Annotated in this window: 22 protein-coding genes; 21 read left to right on the top strand and 1 reads right to left on the bottom strand. The window is 41.6% G+C overall.

Going from position 1 to position 21,302, the window contains the following annotated elements; genetic code table 11:
* The first annotated feature begins 4 nt into the window (after nt 1-4).
* From rplR to POV26_RS04065, 21 genes are all read left to right on the top strand, one after another.
* Nucleotides 5-361 (top strand): 50S ribosomal protein L18, encoded by a 357-nt coding sequence (gene rplR, locus POV26_RS04165; RefSeq protein WP_111813973.1) that lies wholly within the window; start codon nt 5-7, stop codon nt 359-361.
* An 8-nt stretch (nt 362-369) separates the two neighbouring features.
* Complete coding sequence (rpsE, locus tag POV26_RS04160; RefSeq protein WP_272855224.1) at nt 370-894, top strand: 30S ribosomal protein S5; 525 nt, start codon at nt 370-372, stop codon at nt 892-894.
* Nucleotides 895-906: 12 nt separating this feature from the next.
* On the top strand, nt 907-1,086 hold the full coding sequence (gene rpmD / locus POV26_RS04155) for a 50S ribosomal protein L30 (protein WP_272855223.1): 180 nt from the start codon (nt 907-909) through the stop codon (nt 1,084-1,086).
* 12 nt (nt 1,087-1,098) lie between these two features.
* Nucleotides 1,099-1,551 (top strand): 50S ribosomal protein L15, encoded by a 453-nt coding sequence (gene rplO / locus POV26_RS04150; protein WP_272855222.1) that lies wholly within the window; start codon nt 1,099-1,101, stop codon nt 1,549-1,551.
* Nucleotides 1,552-1,563: 12 nt separating this feature from the next.
* Nucleotides 1,564-2,907: a preprotein translocase subunit SecY gene (gene secY, locus POV26_RS04145; protein WP_272855221.1), complete on the top strand. Its 1,344-nt coding sequence runs from the start codon at nt 1,564-1,566 to the stop codon at nt 2,905-2,907.
* Between the two features lie 71 nt (nt 2,908-2,978).
* Nucleotides 2,979-3,194: a translation initiation factor IF-1 gene (gene infA, locus POV26_RS04140; protein ID WP_014782656.1), complete on the top strand. Its 216-nt coding sequence runs from the start codon at nt 2,979-2,981 to the stop codon at nt 3,192-3,194.
* A gap of 40 nt (nt 3,195-3,234) precedes the next feature.
* The gene (ykgO, locus tag POV26_RS04135) at nt 3,235-3,351 is read left to right on the top strand and encodes a type B 50S ribosomal protein L36 (RefSeq protein ID WP_009779203.1); all 117 of its coding nucleotides are present in this window, start codon (nt 3,235-3,237) and stop codon (nt 3,349-3,351) included.
* Between the two features lie 3 nt (nt 3,352-3,354).
* The gene (rpsM, locus tag POV26_RS04130; protein WP_272855220.1) at nt 3,355-3,729 is read left to right on the top strand and encodes a 30S ribosomal protein S13; all 375 of its coding nucleotides are present in this window, start codon (nt 3,355-3,357) and stop codon (nt 3,727-3,729) included.
* A gap of 11 nt (nt 3,730-3,740) precedes the next feature.
* Nucleotides 3,741-4,142 (top strand): 30S ribosomal protein S11, encoded by a 402-nt coding sequence (rpsK, locus tag POV26_RS04125; RefSeq protein WP_272855219.1) that lies wholly within the window; start codon nt 3,741-3,743, stop codon nt 4,140-4,142.
* Between the two features lie 117 nt (nt 4,143-4,259).
* Nucleotides 4,260-4,865 (top strand): 30S ribosomal protein S4, encoded by a 606-nt coding sequence (gene rpsD / locus POV26_RS04120; RefSeq protein ID WP_272855218.1) that lies wholly within the window; start codon nt 4,260-4,262, stop codon nt 4,863-4,865.
* Nucleotides 4,866-4,886: 21 nt separating this feature from the next.
* The gene (locus tag POV26_RS04115; RefSeq protein WP_272855217.1) at nt 4,887-5,879 is read left to right on the top strand and encodes a DNA-directed RNA polymerase subunit alpha; all 993 of its coding nucleotides are present in this window, start codon (nt 4,887-4,889) and stop codon (nt 5,877-5,879) included.
* 65 nt (nt 5,880-5,944) lie between these two features.
* A complete protein-coding gene (rplQ, locus tag POV26_RS04110; RefSeq protein ID WP_272855216.1) occupies nt 5,945-6,475 on the top strand; it encodes a 50S ribosomal protein L17 in 531 nt (176 codons plus the stop codon).
* A gap of 201 nt (nt 6,476-6,676) precedes the next feature.
* Nucleotides 6,677-7,651, top strand: coding sequence for a T9SS type A sorting domain-containing protein (locus POV26_RS04105; RefSeq protein WP_272855215.1), 975 nt, complete (start codon nt 6,677-6,679; stop codon nt 7,649-7,651).
* 162 nt (nt 7,652-7,813) lie between these two features.
* Nucleotides 7,814-8,935 carry a glutamine-hydrolyzing carbamoyl-phosphate synthase small subunit gene (gene carA, locus POV26_RS04100; RefSeq protein WP_272855214.1) on the top strand — a complete coding sequence of 374 codons (1,122 nt, stop codon included), beginning with the start codon at nt 7,814-7,816 and terminating at the stop codon, nt 8,933-8,935.
* Between the two features lie 81 nt (nt 8,936-9,016).
* Nucleotides 9,017-10,303, top strand: coding sequence for a phosphopyruvate hydratase (eno, locus tag POV26_RS04095; RefSeq protein ID WP_272855213.1), 1,287 nt, complete (start codon nt 9,017-9,019; stop codon nt 10,301-10,303).
* A 187-nt stretch (nt 10,304-10,490) separates the two neighbouring features.
* Nucleotides 10,491-11,777, top strand: a complete 1,287-nt coding sequence (locus POV26_RS04090) for a citrate synthase (RefSeq protein ID WP_272855212.1) — start codon at nt 10,491-10,493, stop codon at nt 11,775-11,777.
* A gap of 63 nt (nt 11,778-11,840) precedes the next feature.
* Nucleotides 11,841-12,755, top strand: a complete 915-nt coding sequence (locus POV26_RS04085) for a dimethylarginine dimethylaminohydrolase family protein (RefSeq protein WP_272855211.1) — start codon at nt 11,841-11,843, stop codon at nt 12,753-12,755.
* Between the two features lie 179 nt (nt 12,756-12,934).
* Nucleotides 12,935-15,124: a S9 family peptidase gene (locus POV26_RS04080; RefSeq protein WP_272855210.1), complete on the top strand. Its 2,190-nt coding sequence runs from the start codon at nt 12,935-12,937 to the stop codon at nt 15,122-15,124.
* A gap of 28 nt (nt 15,125-15,152) precedes the next feature.
* Nucleotides 15,153-16,721 carry a peptide MFS transporter gene (locus POV26_RS04075; protein WP_272855209.1) on the top strand — a complete coding sequence of 523 codons (1,569 nt, stop codon included), beginning with the start codon at nt 15,153-15,155 and terminating at the stop codon, nt 16,719-16,721.
* Nucleotides 16,722-16,755: 34 nt separating this feature from the next.
* Nucleotides 16,756-18,546: a peptide MFS transporter gene (locus POV26_RS04070; protein ID WP_272855208.1), complete on the top strand. Its 1,791-nt coding sequence runs from the start codon at nt 16,756-16,758 to the stop codon at nt 18,544-18,546.
* A gap of 84 nt (nt 18,547-18,630) precedes the next feature.
* Nucleotides 18,631-19,164: a thioredoxin family protein gene (locus tag POV26_RS04065; protein ID WP_272855207.1), complete on the top strand. Its 534-nt coding sequence runs from the start codon at nt 18,631-18,633 to the stop codon at nt 19,162-19,164.
* Between the two features lie 27 nt (nt 19,165-19,191).
* Here the strand turns inward: POV26_RS04065 and POV26_RS04060 are convergent, their stop codons facing one another.
* Nucleotides 19,192-21,237 carry a ComEC/Rec2 family competence protein gene (locus tag POV26_RS04060; protein ID WP_272855206.1) on the bottom strand — a complete coding sequence of 682 codons (2,046 nt, stop codon included), beginning with the start codon at nt 21,235-21,237 and terminating at the stop codon, nt 19,192-19,194.
* Between the last annotated feature and the right edge of the window lie 65 nt (nt 21,238-21,302).

Genomic DNA, 21,302 nt, shown 5'->3' with positions numbered 1-21,302 from the left:
AGTTATGGCATTATCAAAGTACGAAAGAAGAGAGCGCTTGCGCATGCGAATCAGAAAAACGGTTGAGGGGACCGAAAGTCGCCCACGTTTGGCTGTTTTCCGCAGCAACAAAGAAATATACGCTCAAATTATTGACGATGTAAATGGAAAGACCATTACCGCTGCATCTTCAAGAGATAAAGATATTGACGCTTCAAAAGTAAACAAAGTTGAAGCTGCAAAATTGGTAGGAAAAGCAATCGCAGAAAAAGCTGTTAAGGCTGGCGTTGAAGCCATCGCTTTCGACAGAGGCGGTTACCTATACCACGGAAGAGTAAAATCATTAGCTGAAGGTGCACGTGAAGGTGGCCTTAAATTCTAAGTAGTATTATGTATCAAGATTATAAAAACGTAGAATTAGTAAAACCAGGAGGTCTTGAATTGAAAGACCGTTTGGTAGGTGTACAACGTGTAACCAAGGTGACCAAAGGGGGTCGTGCCTTCGGATTTTCAGCTATTGTAGTTGTTGGTGACGAAAAAGGAGTGGTAGGCCACGGTCTTGGAAAATCCAAGGATGTAGCCAGCGCGATAGCAAAAGCTATTGAGGATGCCAAGAAAAACTTGGTTCGCATTCCACTTAACAAAGTGACACTTCCGCACGAACAAAAAGGAAAATACGGCGGAGCCCGCGTTAACCTTCTTCCAGCTGCGCCCGGTACCGGAGTAATTGCCGGTGGTGCCGTACGTGCCGTATTGGAGGCAGTAGGAGTTCACGATGTATTGTCAAAATCGCAAGGATCTTCCAACCCACACAACGTGGTAAAGGCAACTTTTGATGCCCTTTTGCAAATGCGAAGTGCACAAACCGTTGCCAACCAACGTGGAATTTCACTTGACAAAGTATTCAAAGGATAAACAATAGGAACGATGGCAAAAATTAAAGTAACAAAGGTAAGAAGCGTTATAAAGCGCCCAAAAAACCAAAAGAGAATCATGGAATCGTTAGGGCTTCACAAGATGAACCAAACGGTTGAGCATGAAGATACGCCAAACATTCTTGGTATGATCAATAAAGTTAACCACTTGGTTTCAGTTGAAACCAACTAAGAAAACACGATAATGGATTTAAGTAACTTACAACCGGCTCCAGGGTCGGTAAAAAATCAAGGCAAGCGAGTAGGTCGCGGACAAGGTTCGGGTAAAGGTGGTACTGCCACCCGCGGACACAAAGGAGCAAAATCACGTTCAGGATATTCCAAGAAAATTGGATTTGAAGGTGGACAAATGCCCCTACAACGTCGTGTTCCTAAGTTTGGATTTACAAACATCAACCGTAAAGAGTATAAAGGTATCAACATAGATACCCTACAACAATTGGTTGACGACAAGAAAATAAAAGATGCCGTTGACTTTGAAACCTTGGTAGGTTTGGGTCTTGCCGGAAAGAACGAAATGGTTAAGATTTTAGGAAGAGGAGAGATAAAGGCAAAACTGAAAGTATCTGCGCACAAGTTTACTGCCTCGGCAAAAGAAGCTATTGAAGCTGCCGGAGGTGAAGTAGTAACATTGTAACAACAGCTAAGGATGAAATTTATCGAAACCTTAAAAAATGTTTGGAAAATAGAAGAGCTGCGTAACCGCATTATTCTAACCTTGGGGATGCTATTGGTGTACCGTTTTGGAGCACAGGTAGTACTTCCGGGGATTGATGCAGATATGTTGGCCCAGTTCGCAGGTAAATTCAATGCCGGTGGTATTGGCGGTTTGCTGAACGCATTTACGGGAGGGGCCTTTGCCAATGCTTCTGTTTTTGCATTGGGTATTATGCCCTACATTTCTGCCTCTATTGTAGTGCAGTTGATGCAAATTGCGGTGCCATACCTTCAAAAATTACAGAAGGAAGGCGAAAGCGGCCGTAAGAAAATCAATCAGATTACCCGTTGGTTAACCATCGGTATCTGTTTGGTACAAGCGCCGAGTTATCTTGCAGGGCTTCCGGCAATGGGAGTTCCGGCTGAAGCTTTTGTAATGGGACAGAGTTTTATGTTCTATTTCTCTTCAGTAATTATACTTGTAACCGGAACCATATTCGCCATGTGGTTGGGTGAAAAAATTACCGATAAGGGTATAGGAAACGGTATCTCCATATTGATTATGGTTGGTATCATTGCACGTTTGCCACAGTCTTTTGCCCAGGAATTCGTTTCAAGGGTAATGGAATCAAACGGTGGTTTGATTATGATACTTATTGAATTGGTTATCTGGTTTGTAATCATATTGCTTTCAATTATGTTGGTAATGGCAGTGCGGAAGATACCTGTTCAATACGCAAGAAGAACCGCGAGTGGTGGTTACGAAAAAAATATTTTCGGTGCGCGCCAGTTCATTCCCTTAAAGTTGAACGCTTCCGGGGTAATGCCAATCATCTTTGCCCAGGCAATTATGTTTGTGCCTTCTGCGGTAGCCAGTCTTTCCGAAAGCGATTTTGCTCAGGGAATTCAAGCTACTTTCAGCGATATATTTGGATTCTGGTACAACTTAGTATTTGCGGTATTGATTATCATATTTACCTATTTCTATACCGCTATTACGGTACCAACCAACAAAATGGCAGACGATCTTAAACGTAGCGGTGGGTTTATTCCCGGTATTAAACCAGGTTCACAAACCGCAGAATATTTAGACCGAATCATGTCCCAAATAACCCTTCCAGGTTCTGTCTTTTTGGCCTTGATTGCTATTTTTCCGGCATTTGTGGTTAAATTGATGGGTATCCAGCAAGGTTGGGCATTGTTCTACGGTGGTACATCACTCCTTATTATGGTGGGTGTGGCCATCGATACCATGCAACAAGTAAACTCGTATTTGTTGAACCGTCATTACGATGGTTTGATGAAAACAGGTAAAAACAGAAAGGCAGTAGCCTAAAAAAAGTAAACAGTTTACAGTCGCAGTGGGCAGTAATAAACAATAACAATAAAGAATAGACAATAAATTAAATGGCAAAACAAAGCGCAATAGAACAAGATGGAAGCATAGTGGAAGCACTATCAAACGCAATGTTCCGTGTAGAACTGGAAAACGGTCACGTAGTTACCGCACATATTTCTGGGAAGATGCGAATGCACTACATTAAATTGTTGCCAGGCGATAAAGTGAAGCTGGAAATGAGTCCTTACGATTTAACGAAGGCAAGAATAACCTATAGATACTAATACAACGGACCTAAAGGTTCAAAACAAATATTCAAAAGAGATGAAAGTAAGAGCATCCGTAAAGAAAAGAAGTGCCGACTGCAAGATTGTTCGCAGAAAGGGCAGATTATATGTAATTAACAAAAAGAACCCAAAGTTCAAACAAAGACAAGGATAAGTTATGGCAAGAATCGCAGGTGTAGATATCCCGAAGCACAAAAGGGGTGTAATCGCGTTAACGTATATCTTCGGAATCGGCAAGAGCCGTGCCCAGGATATTCTGAAAAAAGCCGAGGTTAGCGAAGACAAAAAAGTAAGCGAGTGGAGCGATGATGAAATCGGTGCTATTCGTGATGCTGTGTCGTCTTTCAAAATCGAAGGTGAATTACGTAGTGAAGTTCAATTGAGCATCAAACGCTTAATGGATATTGGTTGTTACAGAGGTATTCGTCACAGATCGGGTCTTCCACTAAGAGGACAACGTACTAAGAATAACTCGCGTACAAGAAAAGGAAAACGTAAAACTGTTGCTAACAAGAAAAAAGCAACTAAATAAAACCTAGAGTTATGGCAAAGACAACGTCTAAGACTACAAAAACAGTTAAGAAACGCAAGGTTAATGTGGAATCGGTGGGCGAAGCGCACATCAATGCTTCCTTCAATAACATTATCGTTTCGTTGACAAATAAGAACGGAGATGTCATCTCTTGGTCCTCAGCCGGTAAAATGGGCTTCCGTGGATCTAAGAAAAACACTCCCTATGCAGCTCAATTGGCATCAGAAGATTGCGCAAAAGTTGCACACGATGCCGGATTGCGTAAGGTAAAAGTGTACGTAAAAGGGCCAGGAAACGGAAGGGAATCTGCAATACGTTCCATCCACAACGCAGGAATTGAAGTAACCGAAATCATCGACGTTACCCCAATGCCGCACAACGGATGCCGTCCTCCAAAAAGAAGAAGAGTTTAATTAATTATAAATATCAATCTGAAGGGATCAAAAGCTAAAGGATAGTAAAGGCAGGATATATCCTGCCTCCACAATATAGACCTTAATTTAGTTTTCCTTCATAACCTTAAATTAGAAATGGCAAGATATACTGGTCCAAAAACTAAAATCGCCCGTAAGTTCGGGGAAGCAATCTTCGGAGACGATAAGTCTTTCGAAAAAAGAAACTACCCTCCAGGGCAACACGGGAACGCACGTCGCCGTGGTAAAAAATCTGAATATGCAATCCAACTTGCTGAAAAGCAAAAAGCAAAATACACCTATGGTATTTTGGAGCGCCAGTTCAGAAATATATTCAAAAAAGCAACCGCAGCCCCTGGAATTACAGGTCAGGTTTTGCTTCAAATGTGTGAGTCGCGTCTTGACAACGTAGTGTACCGTATGGGAATTTCCCCAAGCCGCTCGGGTGCCAGACAATTGGTGTCTCACCGCCACATCACCGTTAATGGTGAAAAAGTAAACATTCCATCGTACCAGTTGAAACCTGGAGATGTAGTGGCCGTTAGGGAGAAGTCAAAATCCCTTAGCGCAATCAACGATTCGTTGGCAAATGCAAGTCATGTGTATGAGTGGATCACTTGGAACGGCGATAAAAAGGAAGGAACTTTCGTTTCCGTGCCTGAGCGTATCCAAATCCCAGAAAACATCAACGAGCAGTTTATCGTCGAATTATATTCTAAATAATAAAAACACAGAAAGTCAATTATGGCAGTATTTAGTTTTCAGAAGCCTGATAAAGTTATAATGGTAAACTCTACCGATTTCGAAGGGAAATTTGAATTTCGCCCTTTGGAACCCGGTTACGGACTTACCGTTGGTAACGCATTAAGACGCGTACTACTTTCCTCTTTGGAAGGATTCGCCATTACTTCGGTTCGCATCGAAGGCGTGGACCACGAATTTTCAACCATTGCAGGCGTAGTGGAAGATGTTACCGAAATTATTTTGAACCTGAAACAAGTTCGTTTCAAAAGACAGATTGACGAGGTAGATAACGAGACCGTTACTATTTCCGTTTCCGGAAAAGATCAGTTAACCGCTGGTGATTTCCAAAAGTTCATTTCAGGTTTCCAAGTATTGAACCCAGATTTGGTTCTTTGCAATATGGACAAAAAAGTGAACCTTAATTTCGAAATCACCATCGAAAAAGGCCGCGGTTATGTTCCTGCTGAAGAGAACAAAAAAGCGAACGCGCCTTTGGGAACCATCTTTACAGATTCTATCTACACTCCTATAAAAAACGTGAAGTACAGCATTGAAAACTTCCGTGTAGAGCAGAAAACAGATTACGAAAAATTGGTTTTCGAAATCGTAACAGATGGATCAATCCATCCAAAAGATGCCTTGACCGAAGCTGCAAAAACCTTGATCCACCACTTTATGCTGTTCAGCGATGAGCGCATTACCTTGGAGGCAGATGAGATTGCACAAACGGAGACTTATGATGAAGAATCCCTTCACATGCGTCAGTTGCTTAAAACAAAATTGGTAGATATGGACCTGTCGGTTCGTGCGCTAAACTGTTTGAAAGCCGCAGAGGTTGATACTTTGGGAGACCTTGTTTCCTTCAATAAAAACGACTTGATGAAGTTCCGTAACTTCGGTAAAAAATCGCTTACAGAGCTTGAAGAGCTTGTAAACGTGAAAGGCCTAAACTTCGGGATGGATCTTGCAAAATATAAATTAGATAAAGATTAGTTAATACGTCATATTTTGCTCCCCAAAATGGGTTGATGCAAGATGATGATTAAAACAAAAACGTCATGAGACACGGAAAAAAACACAATCACCTCGGTAGAAAAACTGCCCACAGACACTCCATGTTGGCCAATATGGCTTGTTCCCTTGTAGAGCACAAACGCATCAACACCACTGTTGCAAAAGCAAAAGCGTTGAAGCAATTTGTGGAGCCATTGGTAACAAAGTCTAAGGAAGACACCACGCACAACCGTCGTTTGGTTTATGCGAAATTGCGCCAAAAGGATGCAGTTGCGGAACTTTTCAGAACGGTTGCGCCAAAAGTTGGTGACCGTCCGGGAGGTTATACCCGAATCATTAAATTAGGTAACCGTCTAGGTGATAACGCTGATATGGCAATGATAGAGCTTGTTGATTTCAACGAACTTTACAACGCTGGCAAAGCTACCAAGAAGAAATCTACCCGTAGAAGTCGTCGTGGAAGTGGTTCAGGAACTGAAGCTGCCGCTGCTGCGCCCGCTGCAAAAGCCGCTCCAGCAAAACCTACCGAAAAGGCAGGCGGGGCTGAAAAAGAAGCGAAGAAAGAAGAGGAATAAAAAAAATTCTAATTCAATAAATAACAAAGGGATAAGCGTTTTCGTTTATCCCTTTTTTTGTTTCTTATTTTTTGGAATAGTTGCAAATTACTATTATAATAATTACAAAAAAACTTTTTTTTAACTTTCAAATAAAAATTTTCAACACACATTTGCGCGCTATAAATCAAGGGTTTAAAAACTTAAATTTTTTAAAAAATTATGATAAAGAAATTACTAACGCCCATATTTCTGCTTTTTGGAATTTTTATAAATGCGCAGAGCGTTTATAATTTTGAAGCGGAAAACAGTGCATATCAGAATTTAATAGGAAGCACATCGCTCAACAATGGAGAAGTTTGGGACGACCCCGAATACGCCATTCCATTGGGCTTCAATTTTACGATTAGCACACATACTTTTAATACCATATTTATAGTGGAATGGAGTGCGGGCGGTGTTCTCTCCTCAAAAGTTCAAGACAATGGAATTCTCCCACTCTTTGTGCCCATAGGCCAAGATATTGTTAGCAAATATAACAGTAGCGGAATTTCAACATCTCCTTTGTCATATAAAACTGAAGGGTCGGCAGGAAACAGAATCCTGAAAATTGAATGGCAAAATTTAGGCTTTATTGATGATTCTACTCAAAATGATTTTATGAACATACAAATGTGGTTGTATGAAAGTTCAAATATTATCGAATATCGTTATGGGCCAAATTCAATAAATAACCCAAGCGAATCTTTTGAAGGAGGAACAGGACCGGATGTTGGACTGTTAACTTCTTTGGATATTGATAACGATGAATTGTTGGATGTTGGATTTGTTTTAACGGGAAACACAGCAAACCCAACCGTTTTAGTGTTTCAGGCTGGCGATGATTATGATGGAGGAGAACTTCAAGGTGCCATCCCCGATGGAACAGTTTACCGTTTTAGACCACAACCACTTTCCGTTGAAGATTTCTCACAAAATGATTTCCAAATCTATCCAAACCCGGCTTCGGAATATTTGCATATCAAGACCCAATTGAGCAATTACAATTGCAGTATCTACAATTCCCTTGGCCAAAAAGTAAATGCCACTTTATCTGAAAATAAAATTGACATTTCAAACCTTTCCAACGGAATATATTTCCTGAAGATTGAAACCGAAACAGGCGCTGGTACTAAAAAATTCATAAAGCAATCCTAAGGATCAACCCGTTGTATGGTCAGAAGTTTTCAGAAGTAATTCACAAAGGGATAAGCGTTTTCGTTTATCCCTTTTTTTTATACTATTTTTGCAAAGAATTTTAAAAATTTGAAATTGTCACCCTGAGCTTGTCGAAGGGTGAAACCTGAAACCCTTCAAATAATGAAATACCAAACACGAAAAAAAGCACTTATTTTATTGGCAGACGGAACCATTTTCTACGGAAAAGCAGTTGGCGGCAAAGAAGGCTCAGCCTTTGGCGAAGTTTGTTTCAACACCGGAATGACGGGTTACCAAGAAATTTTTACTGATCCTTCCTATTTCGGTCAAATTATGGTTGCCACCAACGCCCACATCGGGAATTACGGCACCAATAAAGACGAAGTAGAATCTGAAGGCATAAAAATAGCAGGCTTGGTGGTGCGCAATTTCAGCTACCATTATTCGCGCCCCGCAGCTGATGATTCCTTGGAAGAATTTTTAAATAGAAACAACCTGCTGGCCATAAGCGATGTGGACACACGCGCCCTGGTAAGCTACATTCGAGACAATGGCGCGATGAACGCTGTTATTTCCACGGAAGTTGACAATATTGAGGGATTGAAAAAACAGTTGGCGGCCGTACCCGATATGAACGGTTTGGAGCTCGCTTCAAAAGTTTCCACAAAAGAGCCCTATTTCTTCGGAAACGAGAACGCCAAATACAAAATCTCCGCTTTGGATTTGGGAATTAAAAAGAACATCCTGCGCAGGCTCGCCGAACGCGATTGCTACATAAAAGTCTTCCCTTTCAATGCAACTTTTTCTGAAATGGAAGCCTTCAATCCCGATGGATATTTCATCTCAAATGGGCCCGGCGATCCCGAGCCGCTGCACAGCGCAATAGAAGTGGTAAAAACTATTTTGGACAAGGAACAGCCTATGTTCGGCATTTGTTTGGGCCACCAAATGCTGGCGCTGGCCAACGGGGTCTCAACCTATAAAATGCACAACGGCCACCGCGGAATCAATCATCCCGTGATGAATTTGATAACCGGCAAGGGCGAAATTACCTCACAAAATCACGGTTTTGCGATTAATAGAGAGGAAGCCGAAGCCAATCCAAATATTGAAATAACCCACCTACACTTGAACGACAACACCGCGGCTGGAATTAGATTGAAAAACAAACCCGCTTTCTCAGTTCAATATCACCCTGAGGCAAGCCCCGGACCGCACGATGCTTCGTATCTTTTTGATGAATTTATCGAAAGTATTGAAAAACATAAACTACAAACCGCTTAAAATTTTCCAGACCCCGAAGGTTTCAAAAACCTTTGGGGTCTTTACAATTAACTATTAACCAATAACTATTAACTTTTACCAATGAGCATCATTATCGACATCAACGCCAGACAAATTTTTGATTCCAGAGGAAACCCAACAATCGAGGTTGACGTAATCACCGAAAACGGTTTTATGGGTCGCGCCGCAGTCCCTTCGGGAGCCTCGACCGGTGAGCACGAGGCAGTGGAGCTTCGCGACGGCGGAAAGGATTATATGGGCAAGGGCGTGTTGAAGGCTGTTGAAAACGTTCACGGCAAAATAGCCGGGACCCTTTTGGGCATTTCTGTTTTTGAACAAGAGTTGATTGATAAAACAATGATCGATTTGGACGGCACGAAGAATAAATCAAAACTCGGGGCCAATGCAATTCTCGGTGTTTCCTTGGCTGCTGCAAAGGCCGCGGCTGCCGAATTGGGTATGCCGTTGTACCGCTACGTAGGCGGGGTGAGCGCCAAAACGCTTCCCGTGCCTATGATGAACATTATAAACGGTGGCTCGCACAGCGATGCGCCCATCGCATTTCAGGAGTTTATGGTGATGCCCGTAAAGGCGAAAAATTTTACGCATGCCATGCAAATGGGTTCCGAAATTTTCCACAACCTTAAAAAAGTATTGCACGACCGCGGATTAAGTACGGCGGTTGGCGACGAAGGCGGTTTCGCACCAACCTTGGACGGAACGGAGGATGCTTTGGAAACCATCGCAAAAGCTACCAAAAAAGCCGGATACAAATTGGGCGACGATGTAATGATTGCCCTGGATTGCGCTGCCGCGGAATTTTATGTGAAGAAGAAATACGACTACACAAAATTTGAAGGCGAAAAAGGGAAAGTACGCACTTCAAAGGAACAGGCAGATTATTTGGCTGAATTGTGCGAAAAATATCCCATCATTTCAATCGAGGACGGCATGGACGAAAACGATTGGGAAGGCTGGAAATATTTGACTGAAAAAATTGGCGATAAAGTGCAATTGGTGGGTGACGATTTGTTTGTAACAAACGTGGAAAGGCTTTCAAAAGGTATTTCAGAAAAAATAGCCAATTCCATTCTTATAAAAGTGAACCAAATAGGAACACTCACCGAAACCATCGCCGCCGTAAATATGGCGCATAATGCCGGTTATACTTCCGTAATGAGCCATCGAAGCGGGGAAACCGAGGACAACACGATTGCCGATTTGGCGGTCGCATTAAACTGTGGCCAAATAAAAACGGGTTCCGCTTCGCGAAGTGATAGAATGGCAAAGTACAATCAATTGCTGCGAATTGAAGAGCAATTGGGCGAAGTTGCCTATTTTCCTCAGCAAAATGCTTTCAAAATATAAAAAGCGGTACTTTTTCGAAAAACCATATCCATTATTTTTTTCTTCGTCTTCTCCGTTTCCCCTTTTGGGGGTTAGGGGGCTCGTATTAAGGATTTTTTAACCTAAGATTCCCGAGAAATGTTAAAAAAATAACTTGAGATTTTGTACTTTTACGTTTCTGAATAAATTAAAAAACACACGATATTTTATGGCAAAGATGGCGACCCTCGAAATAGATGGTAAAAAATACGATTTTCCAATTGTAGAAGGAACTGAAAATGAGTTAGGAATAGATATAAAAAGCCTTCGTGGCGACACGGGCGGGGTTGTTACCTTAGATCCTGGTTACAAAAATACGGGGGCCTGCGAAAGCGCCATCACTTTTTTGGATGGGGAAAAAGGCGTATTGCGCTACCGCGGCTATGCCATTGAAGAACTTGCTGAAAAAGCACATTTCCTGGAGGTTTGTTACCTTCTTATTTTTGGGGAATTGCCAACCAAAACCCAATTGGAGAAATTCCACACCGATATAAAAGCACAATCGCACGTTGATGAGGACGTGAAACGTATCTTGGACGGTTTTCCAAAAGCCGCTCACCCAATGGGCGTGCTGTCTTCCTTGACTTCGGCGCTGGTTGCGTTTAATCCTTCTTCGGTAAACGTGGAAAGCGAAGAAGATATGTACAAGGCCATCGTTAAAATCCTTGGGAAATTCCCTGTTTTGACCGCTTGGACCTATAGAAAACGCATGGGCCTTCCACTGGATTACGGTGGAGATTCCTTGGGCTATGTGGACAATTTTATAAAAATGATGTTCAAAAAACCAAGCGGGGAATACACTACCAACGAAACGGTTTTGGAAGCTTTGGATAAATTATTGATCCTTCACGCAGACCACGAGCAGAACTGTTCCACTTCAACGGTGCGAATCGTCGGCTCCTCACATGCCGGGTTGTTCGTTTCAATTTCTGCGGGAATCGCGGCGCTTTGGGGGCCACTTCACGGAGGGGCAAACCAAGCGGTTATTGAAATGCTTGAAGCTATTAAAGAAGACGGTGGCGACACCAAGAAATTTATGGCAAAGGCAAAAGACAAAAACGATCCGTTCCGATTGATGGGCTTTGGCCATAGGGTTTACAAAAACTTTGACCCACGCGCCAAAATCATTAAAAAAGCGGCGGATGATGTTCTGGAGAACCTAGGAATTGACGACGAAATTTTGGACATCGCAAAAGCGTTGGAAAAAGAAGCACTGGAAGACCAATATTTTGTGGATCGAAAATTATATCCAAACGTAGATTTCTATTCGGGAATTATTTACCGCGCTTTAGGTATTCCTGTTGAAATGTTTACCCCAATGTTCGCCTTGGGCCGCTTGCCGGGCTGGATCGCACAATGGAGAGAGATGCGCCTGAACAAAGAGCCAATAGGCCGTCCGCGCCAGATTTATGTTGGCGAGACCCTAAGGAGCTTTGTGCCCGTGGAAAAACGATAAAAACTTATTTTTAATATATTTGAAAGCACTTCCGTATAGAGGTGCTTTTTCTATATTTGCCCTATGATCCATTTAAACATCAACGACGAAATTTCAAGATTAAGAGCGGTAGTGCTGGGCCGTGCCGATAGCAATGGCCCCGTGCCAAAGCTGGAGGATGCCTACGACCCAAAATCGGCAGAACACATAAATGCCGGCACCTATCCAAAAGATGAGGATATGGTAAAGGAGATGGACGCCGTGGCCGAAGTCTTCAAAAAATATGACGTGAAGGTTTATAGGCCGCATTCCATAAAGGATTATAACCAAATTTTCTCGCGGGACATAGCTTTTGTGATTGAGGATAAATTCATCATTGCAAATATTCTTGAGGACCGTTCCATGGAAATTGAGGCCATTGAGCACGTTATCAAGCAGATTGACCCTTCAAAAATCATAGAATTTCCCGAAAATGCCCATATAGAGGGAGGCGATGTGATGCCTTGGGGCGATTATATTTTTGTGGGTGCTTATTACGGCGAAGATTACCCCAGTTTTATTACCGCCCGTACCAATTTGAAAGCCGTAGCACATCTTCAGAAACTTTTTCCGCATAAAAAGGTAAAATCCTTCAACCTTCGAAAGAGCAATACGGTTGCAGATGAAAACGCGCTGCACCTGGATTGCTGTTTTCAGCCTTTGGGAAGGGGGAAGGCCATCATCCACAAGGAAGGTTTTTTGATTGAAGAAGAATATCAGTGGCTTATAGATTTCTTCGGAAAGGAAAACTGTTTTCACATAACCAAGCGCGAGATGTATGATATGAACAGCAACATCTTCAGTATTTCGCCCGATGTGGTCATTTCAGAAAAGAACTTTACCCGCCTGAATACGTGGCTGCGCGAACAAGGGTTTACGGTTGAAGAGGTCCCGTATGCAGAAATCTCCAAGCAGGAGGGGCTGCTGCGCTGTACGACTATGCCCTTGGTGCGGGATTAAGGTATTTTTTCCGCTTTTAAAAAACGCTATTTTTCGAATTACGGGAAGTGTGAAATTTGTGAGCCATTGTAACTAATTGTTATTGTTATTAAATCGCACTTCAAAGGCTTATTTAACAAAAATTCCGCCCCCTCTTTCACAAAAAATTAGTAAACTTGGCGTATTAAAATTTTAACACTTTGAAAAGATTTAACTCCCTACCTTTTTTACTGCTGTTTTTAACGGCCTTTTCTACCCTTACCGCCCAACAAAAAAACATAACCTTAGAAGATATTTGGAAACCCGGCTCCGGTGTTTTCAAAACCGAAAGGCTCGATGTGCTCCGCTCCCTAAATAATGGAAAGGAATATGCCGTTTTGAATTACGATAGGCAGAACAAGGCCTCAACAGTAGATGTGTATGATTATAAAAGTGGCGAAAAAGTACGCACACTTTTAAACAGTACAGATTTAAAGGGAATAAATTATATTATTTCCTATGAATTCAACAAAGACGAATCCAAGATTCTCTTTTCAACTGAGTTGGAGCAAATATATCGTCGTTCCTCGCTTGGCACCTATTATGTTTACGACGTAAAAACGAAGGATTTCAGCCTTGTTTCAACCCATAAAATACAAGAACCCACTTTCAGCAATGACGGTAGCAAGATAGCGTACGGTTTTCAAAACAACCTTTACATAAAGGATCTGAATTCGGGCGAAACCAAGCAGATTACCACGGACGGTAAAAAGAACAGCATCATCAACGGCATTACCGATTGGGTTTATGAGGAAGAATTCGCCTTTGTCCGCGCTTTTGAATGGAGCGTAAATGGCGATAAACTGGCCTACATAAAATTTGATGAAACCGATGTGCCCGAATATACCATGGATATTTATGGCAATAATTTATATCCTTTTGCCGAAACCTTTAAATATCCTAAGGCCGGCGAAAACAATTCCAAGGTTTCACTTCAGCTGTATGACCTTGGCAGTGGGAAAACTTCCGCAGTAGATCTTTCAAAATACAACAGTTATTACATTCCTCGGTTGCTTTGGACAAAAGACAACAACTTTTTGAGCGTACAATTAACCAATCGCCATCAAAATATATTGGATTTGGTTTTTGTGGATGCTTCCAACAATTCCTCAAAATTGATTTTAGAGGAAAAAGATGCCGCGTATGTTGACGTTACGGACAATCTTACCTTTTTGAACAACAACAGTTTTTTCTGGACCAGCGAAAAAGATGGCTGGAACCACATTTACCAATACGATAAAAACGGAAAGCTTTTGAACCAGGTAACCAAAGGTCCTTGGGAAGTTACCACCTATTACGGTTTTGACCAAAATACGGGACGGGTTTATTACCAAAGTACCGAAAACGGCAGCATCAACCGCGATGTGTATTCCATTTTGCCTTCGGGAAAAAATAAAGTCCGTTTATCCCAAAAAACCGGAACCAATGATGCCGATTTCAGCGCGGATTATAGTTATTATATCGGGTCTTTTTCAGATGCTACAACGCCTTATGTTTTCACGCTTAACGAGGCCAAAACGGGAAACGTGCTGCGCGAGATAAAGAACAACAACGATTTAAAGAACCGATTGGCTTCCTATAAAATTTCGCCAAAGGAATTTTCAACCATAAACATCAATGGCGAAGACTTGAATATGTATGTGATTAAGCCGTTGGATTTTGACGAAACAAAACAATATCCGTTGTTTCTTTTTCAATATTCAGGGCCGGGTTCGCAACAGGTTGCCAATAGTTGGATAGGCACAAATGATTACTGGCACCAAATGCTGGCAAATGAGCAGGGCATTGTCATTGCTTGCGTGGATGGTCGCGGAACAGGTTTTAAGGGAAGGGATTTCAAGAAAATGACCCAAAAGGAATTGGGCAAATATGAAGTGGAAGACCAAATAGCCGTTGCAAAAAAACTGAGCGAACTGCCCTATATTAATGCTTTTAGAACCGGAATTTGGGGCTGGAGCTATGGTGGGTTTATGGCTTCCAATTGCTTGTTTCAGGCGCCCGAGGTTTTTGAAATGGCCATTGCCGTTGCCCCGGTAACAAGCTGGCGTTTTTACGACAGCATCTATACCGAACGCTACATGCAGACCCCGCAGGAAAACCCCTCGGGCTATGACGAAAACTCGCCCCTCTCGCACGTACAGGGATTGGAGGGCAAATTCCTCTTGGTACACGGCAGTGCCGATGACAATGTGCACGTGCAGAACACCATGCGCCTGGTGGAAGCCCTGGTACAGGCCAACAAGCAGTTTGACTGGCGCATTTATCCAGACAAGAACCACGGTATATACGGTGGCAATACCCGCTTGCACCTTTATACCTTAATGACCGACTTCATCAAAAATAATTTATAAAAATCAACACTAACTAATAATAAATCTTATGTCAACAGCTATTAAACAAGCGCACCAAAAAGAACTATTTGGCCAACCGGTAGGTCTCTATATTTTATTTCTAACTGAAATGTGGGAACGTTTTTCCTATTATGGGATGAGAGCACTTCTTGTTTTGTATATGACAGCTTCCGCACTTGGAACGGATGATAGGGGAGTTGGTCTTGGTTGGACTGAAAAGGAGGCTTTGGCACTTTATGGATGGTACACAATGTTAGTGTACGTTATGTCAATTCCAGGAGGAATGATTGCAGATAAACTGTTGGGGCAGAAAAAAGCCGTATTGATAGGAGCCATCATTTTGTGTTTAGGACACGGAGTGCTTGTGCTTACCGATACTTGGGCATTTTATACGGGTCTGGGATTGGTTATTTTGGGAGTAGGATTGTTAAAGCCTAATATTTCAACAATGGTGGGCGGTCTATACAAAGAAGGAGATATAAGAAGAGACAAGGGATTTAGTATTTTTTATATTGGCATAAATACAGGAGCCATGTTGGCAACGCTTGTTATAGGCTTAGTTGTTGCTGAATGGGGCTGGCATGCAGGTTTTGGGCTTGCAGGTGTAGTAATGTTATTGGGGTTAATCAACTATTTGTTCGGGCAAAAATATTTAAAAGAAGTTGGTAATCTCGTCTCAACCAAAGATGATGTAAATGAAATATCCTATGGCCAATTATATTCAAAGTTATTTGTTTCTCCCAAGCAATTGATAATTGGAGTAATTCTTTTGTTGATTTCTGCATATGGGTGGTATGAATTGGGTTGGGCTTATGGCTTATTGTTCCTCTTTTTAACCGCCATAACCGCTTTGTTAATGATGATTTATAAAGAACTGGACTCTCAAGTTTTTAAAGATAGGTTTTTGGTATTATTATTATCCTTTATAATGGTAATCGTGTTTTGGGGTGCATTTGAGCAAGCAGGAGGCCTAATGAACTTATATACGGATTCAAAAACTAACAGGGTTTTATTGGGATGGGAAATCCCTACCGTAATGTTCCAAAGTTTAAACGCGGGCTTTATTATTTTATTTGCTACGCTCGTAGCTTCTATTTGGGCAAAAAGGAAATTAAAAGGCAAAGAAGCGTCGTCCCTTTTCAAAATGGCAGTGGGTATTATTATTATGGGCTTTGGTTTTGTTTTTATGGTTTTTGCAGCAATGCAATTTGAGCAGTCTGGCACATCAAGTATGATATGGTTAGTGCTCGCATATTTTTTCCATACTATTGGAGAACTGTGTCTTTCGCCGGTAGCGCTATCTTTCATCACAAAATTATCACCCATAAAATATGCTTCGCTAATGATGGGAGTTTATTTCGCTGCAACTGGATTGGGAAGTAAGGTGGCTGGAATCGTGGGAGAATCTGCTTCAGATTTTGGAGAATACGCCGTATTCTTGGGCATATTTGTATTTACAATTATAATAGGTTCTCTGTTTATCATCATCCTAAAACCTCTCAAACGTCTTACCCATGGTGCGGAAGACAATGAACGCGAAATGTTGGAGCAGGAACCATATGAACTTGCCGACCCAGATATCAACAAAGCCAACTAATTCCAAAAAAACAATTTAACCAAAAAATATACCGATGAATACCGATATAGAAAATCTTTTTAAGGACAAGGTTTTAGGGCATCCCGCGGGACTTTTTATCCTTTTCTTTACCGAAATGTGGGAGCGGTTTTCCTTTTATGGAATGCGCATCCTTTTGGTGCTCTTTTTGACCGCGCCGTTACTTAGCGACAATCCCGGTTGGGATTGGCCGCGCGAGCATGCATTGGCATTAATCGGTACCTATGCCTCGTTGCTGTATCTAACCCCAATCATTGGTGGTTGGATAGCTGATAAAATTACCGGGTACAGAATGGCTGTGGTTTTGGGCTGTGTCATTATGACCTTGGGCCACGCTTCCATGGCGTTGGAGACAACCGCCTCATTTTATTTGGGGCTCACACTTTTGGTAATTGGAACAGGTTTTTTTAAGCCGAATATTACTTCCATCATTTCAGAAATGTACAAAGGCAAGGAATCCAAAAAAGACGGGGCTTATACCATCTTTTATATGGGCGTGAACGCTGGCGCTTTCTTCGGGATGATGCTTTGCGGTTACTTGGCTGAAAACTACGGTTGGTCCTATGGCTTTGGGCTTGCAGGTGTTTTTATGTTCTTCGGGATGCTTCAATTTTTATTGGCAGGTAAAATATTCGGCGGCATTGGGGCAAAACCTACCAAGGTTCACGAAGTTGAAATACCGCAAAATATAAATGAAAAAGCACCAGAAATACGTGAAGACGGAGTAGAAGTGGCACCCATAAAGCTGAACCCATTCACAATGTTTGACTATGCTTTAATTGTGTTATCGTCTATTGGTGGATTGCTCTATCTTTTCAACGATCCGTTGGAAAAAATTTATGATACATCGCTGGTCCCTTTTGAACTTTGGGGAATGAACGGAACCAATATTGTAGTGCTGGCCGCTTTGGCAATGTTCCTCATTTTGTTGGTTACCCGTATTGCGCGTTATTTACCGATTGTTAGAGATAGACTGATTGCCGTTTCCATCTTTGGGCTCTTTACGGTTTTCTTTTTCGCCTTTTTTGAACAATCCCTTGGCTCCATGACACTTTTTGCGCAGGATTATACAGACAGGGACCTAACAGGAAATTCTGCCATGATTTTCAAAGTTATAGATGCACTGTTAACGACCGTTCCGTTAATTATTATTTCTTGGGTAATTTATTTATTGGTCAAGAAAACACATCATAGAATTGCGCTGTCCAATATAGCTTTGGTAATCGCTTTTATCGGTATCTGGGGGCTTGTAATTTATAGATTGTACGATAAGTTCAATCAAACCGAATTACAAGTGGATGCCACGTGGTTCGGAATATTGAATTCCTTTTTCATTATTACACTTGCTCCTATATTTTCAAAATGGTGGGAGAGTAAGTACAACCCCAGTGCGGCCGTAAAATATGGAATCGGCCTCATACTCTTGGGGCTGGGCTTTGCCATTCTTTCGTATGGCGCATCAGACATTCCTCCGGGAGCGATGACGGCAAAAGTGAGTATGGTTTTCCTTATTTTGGCGTATTTATTACACACAATGGGAGAACTTTGTCTTTCTCCATTGGGGCTGTCCTATTTAAGTAAGTTGGTGCCGGCACGTATGATTGGCTTTATGTTCGGGGTTTGGTACCTGGCCATAGCCGTTGGCCAAAAAGCGGCAAATACAATGGGCGGGATGATCGATAAAATTTCAGCGGAATATTCCATGGGGACTTTCTTTTTGATCTTTACGTTAATCCCCATTGGGGTTGGCGTTATTTCGATGTTGCTGAACCCGGTACTAAAAAAATTAATGCACGGTATTCGTTAATACACAATACATTATATATAAATAGCGTTCCTTTTTTGTGGAACGCTATTTGTTTTATTATTTTAGAATTTTAAAAAGAATTAAATGAGAAATATTTTACTGATTGTTTTTTTATTTACCATTGGCTCTGTTAATTCACAGGAAATTAAGTGGATGACGATGAACGAGGCCATCGCCGCCCAAAAGAAAGAACCCAAAAAGATTTTTATGGACGTTTATACCACTTGGTGCGGCCCCTGCAAGATGCTCGATAAAAACACCTTTAGCGATAAAAAGGTTATTGAATACATCAACAAAAATTATTATGCCGTTAAATTCAATGCTGAAGGGACTGAAGAGATAAATTATCAGGATTTTGTCTATACCAACCCTAATTATGATCCTGCCAGAAAAGGAAGGAATTCACAGCATTTGTTTGCGCATGCTATGAAGGTAACCGCATATCCAACCGTGGTTTTTTTCAGGGAAAACGGAGACCTTATTCAGGCCGTGCCTGGTTATAGAACACCGCAACAGCTTGAAATTTTCCTAAAAATGATCCAAAGCGATGATTATTTGAAAATTACCACAACGGAAGCTTGGGAGGATTATCAAAAAAACTTTAAATACACATTTTAGGATAGCATTTTCGGTTTCATATTCGGGCTATTCTATTGGGAAAGCTCCTTGTTTCGCGGTATAGCGGAACGGGAGCTTTTTTAGTTTGCAGGTTTTTTCCCAGCGGTTTGCATAGGTAAAATAGTTGCTGCCATCGGCAATTATCTGTTTCGGTTTAAGGCTGTCAATAAGCCTGTTGAGGTTTATTTTTGGACTATTGGTAAGTAGAATGGTGTGTATGTTTTTCCGTTTCGGAACAATTCCCAAACTATCCAAAACCAAAATTTTCCTGTTTTTATATTGAAATATTTTTGGCAGCCCTTCTTCGGAATAGGTATCAATATTACTCGCGCTTCGGAATGATTTTATGGGGTATTCCTCGGAAATGTTCTTGGTTGTGTCACTTTTAAAAACCGTTAAGTGCTTTCCGTTTTTATAGCCAATCAAGGTCTGTTTGCTTTTCTGAAAAACGATAAGTTGGTTCGCTGAAGTTCGGAATTCATCATAAATATAGATGGCAATGAAGGCGGAAACGGACAATAGCGAAACAACCAAACGGCGATAATTCAATTTCCTGTCTGCCAGCAGGCACGGTTTCAGAAATAGGGCCAAAGCAATTATCAAAAGATATGCTCCCAAAACTTTCAAAGTTGAAAAAGGGATATTTTTAAAAAGAAATTCATCCTGCACCGCGATCCAATGGATAAAGCCATTCAATCCCTCAATCAGAAAATTATAGCTGGCCGCGAGCCAATTTGGAAGGATTTCGAAAGAAGCTAAAATTACTATCAGAATTCCGCCGCACATCAAAATGGTCAAAAAGGGAAGTACCACAATATTGGTCACCAAAAATAACCCCGGAAACTGATGGAAATAGTAAAGGCTCAATGGCAACACCCCGATCTGTGCGCATAAGGTAACGGCCACTATGGTCCAAATTTTCCGGACGAGCCAATATTTTGAATAGCCAACCTTGTAAAAAAGGGGTTGCAGCCAAACAATAAAGAACACCGCCAAATAGCTCAACTGAAACCCGACCTGAAAAAGCCACAGCGGATTGATGATCAAAAGCGCCAAAAACGAAAGGAATAAGGTGTTTATGGCATTGGTCTCCCGATTGAAAATTTTGGCAACTGCAAAAAAACTGAACATGGTTACCGCCCGCGTCACCGATGGCGAAAGGCCCGAAAGCAACGCAAAGCCCCAGAGCAAAAGCACTATGGAAACGGCTTGAAAATAGCTTCCGAATTTCCACCGGGCAAGGGGTTTCAAAAGAAAAGCGAGTATAGCGTACAGAATCCCGACGTGCAGCCCCGAAACAGCCAAGATGTGGACGGCTCCCGCGGCGGCATATTCGTTGTAAAGGTTTTTGTCAATGTCTTTCTTTTCCCCCAAAACGAGTGCTTGTATTATTGCACGTTCGTCGGTTTTCAGTTTTGTTTTTTGCAGTTTTTCAACGATGCTTGCACGGAAATTTTGCGCAGCTCCAGTTAGTGTCGGGGTGCCGTTTCGGATTTTTAAAATTTCCTTTTCAGAAATTCGCAATTGTGCATAAACGCCCAAAGATTTCATATAATCGGAATAATCAAACTGCTGCGGGTTCAGCGGTTTCTGGATTTGGGTGATTGGGGCGTAAACCAATAAAATTTCATCGACTGAAAATTCTTTCTTCAAAGAATCCTTTGAAACGTGCAGCAATATCTTTCCGTCCGTCGATACCCCGTTTACGGCGCTCACGGCGGCAAAATATTTATAGTTGAATGTATCCGGTTTCAACATCTGTGTGATTTTCAGTTGAAGCAATGCAGGAGTTTCTTCAGCTATACTATTCGAATAATGTCTCGGCTGAAACCACGGCAACCGCATTTGGTAGCTGAAATAACCGACGGCGAAAAAGCAGAGATAGGTGGCAATTCCGAAGTAAACTGTTTGAAAAATTTGGTTGCGCGCCCATATCCAAAGGATAAAAACAAGAAGGAAAAGCATTAGAAGAAAGGGTAGTAGAAAAAAGAAGAATGGGAAGTAATGCGAAGCGAGAATTCCCAAAACCAAAAAACCGGAAAACTTTACAACTACGAAGTTTATGAATTTCATATCCCCAATTTTAAGTGAAACTTAAAATGTACTGGGGAGAAAAGAATTACTTAAAATTAAGGAAA

It is taken from the genome of Aequorivita todarodis, from assembly GCF_028561335.1.
Classification (GTDB): Bacteria; Bacteroidota; Bacteroidia; order Flavobacteriales; family Flavobacteriaceae; genus Aequorivita; species Aequorivita todarodis.
Note: the sequence above shows the minus strand (reverse complement) of the source record. Positions and strands in the feature narration are given on the sequence as shown.

Excerpts from the sequence above, each read along its gene's own strand:
- rplR (WP_111813973.1), top strand. The coding sequence starts at position 5 with ATGGCATTATCAAAGTACGAAAGAAGAGAGCGCTTGCGCATGCGAATC.
- rpsE (WP_272855224.1), top strand. The coding sequence starts at position 370 with ATGTATCAAGATTATAAAAACGTAGAATTAGTAAAACCAGGAGGTCTT.
- rpmD (WP_272855223.1), top strand. The coding sequence starts at position 907 with ATGGCAAAAATTAAAGTAACAAAGGTAAGAAGCGTTATAAAGCGCCCA.
- rplO (WP_272855222.1), top strand. The coding sequence starts at position 1,099 with ATGGATTTAAGTAACTTACAACCGGCTCCAGGGTCGGTAAAAAATCAA.
- secY (WP_272855221.1), top strand. The coding sequence starts at position 1,564 with ATGAAATTTATCGAAACCTTAAAAAATGTTTGGAAAATAGAAGAGCTG.
- infA (WP_014782656.1), top strand. The coding sequence starts at position 2,979 with ATGGCAAAACAAAGCGCAATAGAACAAGATGGAAGCATAGTGGAAGCA.
- ykgO (WP_009779203.1), top strand. The coding sequence starts at position 3,235 with ATGAAAGTAAGAGCATCCGTAAAGAAAAGAAGTGCCGACTGCAAGATT.
- rpsM (WP_272855220.1), top strand. The coding sequence starts at position 3,355 with ATGGCAAGAATCGCAGGTGTAGATATCCCGAAGCACAAAAGGGGTGTA.
- rpsK (WP_272855219.1), top strand. The coding sequence starts at position 3,741 with ATGGCAAAGACAACGTCTAAGACTACAAAAACAGTTAAGAAACGCAAG.
- rpsD (WP_272855218.1), top strand. The coding sequence starts at position 4,260 with ATGGCAAGATATACTGGTCCAAAAACTAAAATCGCCCGTAAGTTCGGG.
- POV26_RS04115 (WP_272855217.1), top strand. The coding sequence starts at position 4,887 with ATGGCAGTATTTAGTTTTCAGAAGCCTGATAAAGTTATAATGGTAAAC.
- rplQ (WP_272855216.1), top strand. The coding sequence starts at position 5,945 with ATGAGACACGGAAAAAAACACAATCACCTCGGTAGAAAAACTGCCCAC.
- POV26_RS04105 (WP_272855215.1), top strand. The coding sequence starts at position 6,677 with ATGATAAAGAAATTACTAACGCCCATATTTCTGCTTTTTGGAATTTTT.
- carA (WP_272855214.1), top strand. The coding sequence starts at position 7,814 with ATGAAATACCAAACACGAAAAAAAGCACTTATTTTATTGGCAGACGGA.
- eno (WP_272855213.1), top strand. The coding sequence starts at position 9,017 with ATGAGCATCATTATCGACATCAACGCCAGACAAATTTTTGATTCCAGA.
- POV26_RS04090 (WP_272855212.1), top strand. The coding sequence starts at position 10,491 with ATGGCAAAGATGGCGACCCTCGAAATAGATGGTAAAAAATACGATTTT.
- POV26_RS04085 (WP_272855211.1), top strand. The coding sequence starts at position 11,841 with ATGATCCATTTAAACATCAACGACGAAATTTCAAGATTAAGAGCGGTA.
- POV26_RS04075 (WP_272855209.1), top strand. The coding sequence starts at position 15,153 with ATGTCAACAGCTATTAAACAAGCGCACCAAAAAGAACTATTTGGCCAA.
- POV26_RS04070 (WP_272855208.1), top strand. The coding sequence starts at position 16,756 with ATGAATACCGATATAGAAAATCTTTTTAAGGACAAGGTTTTAGGGCAT.
- POV26_RS04065 (WP_272855207.1), top strand. The coding sequence starts at position 18,631 with ATGAGAAATATTTTACTGATTGTTTTTTTATTTACCATTGGCTCTGTT.
- POV26_RS04060 (WP_272855206.1), bottom strand. The coding sequence starts at position 21,237 with ATGAAATTCATAAACTTCGTAGTTGTAAAGTTTTCCGGTTTTTTGGTT.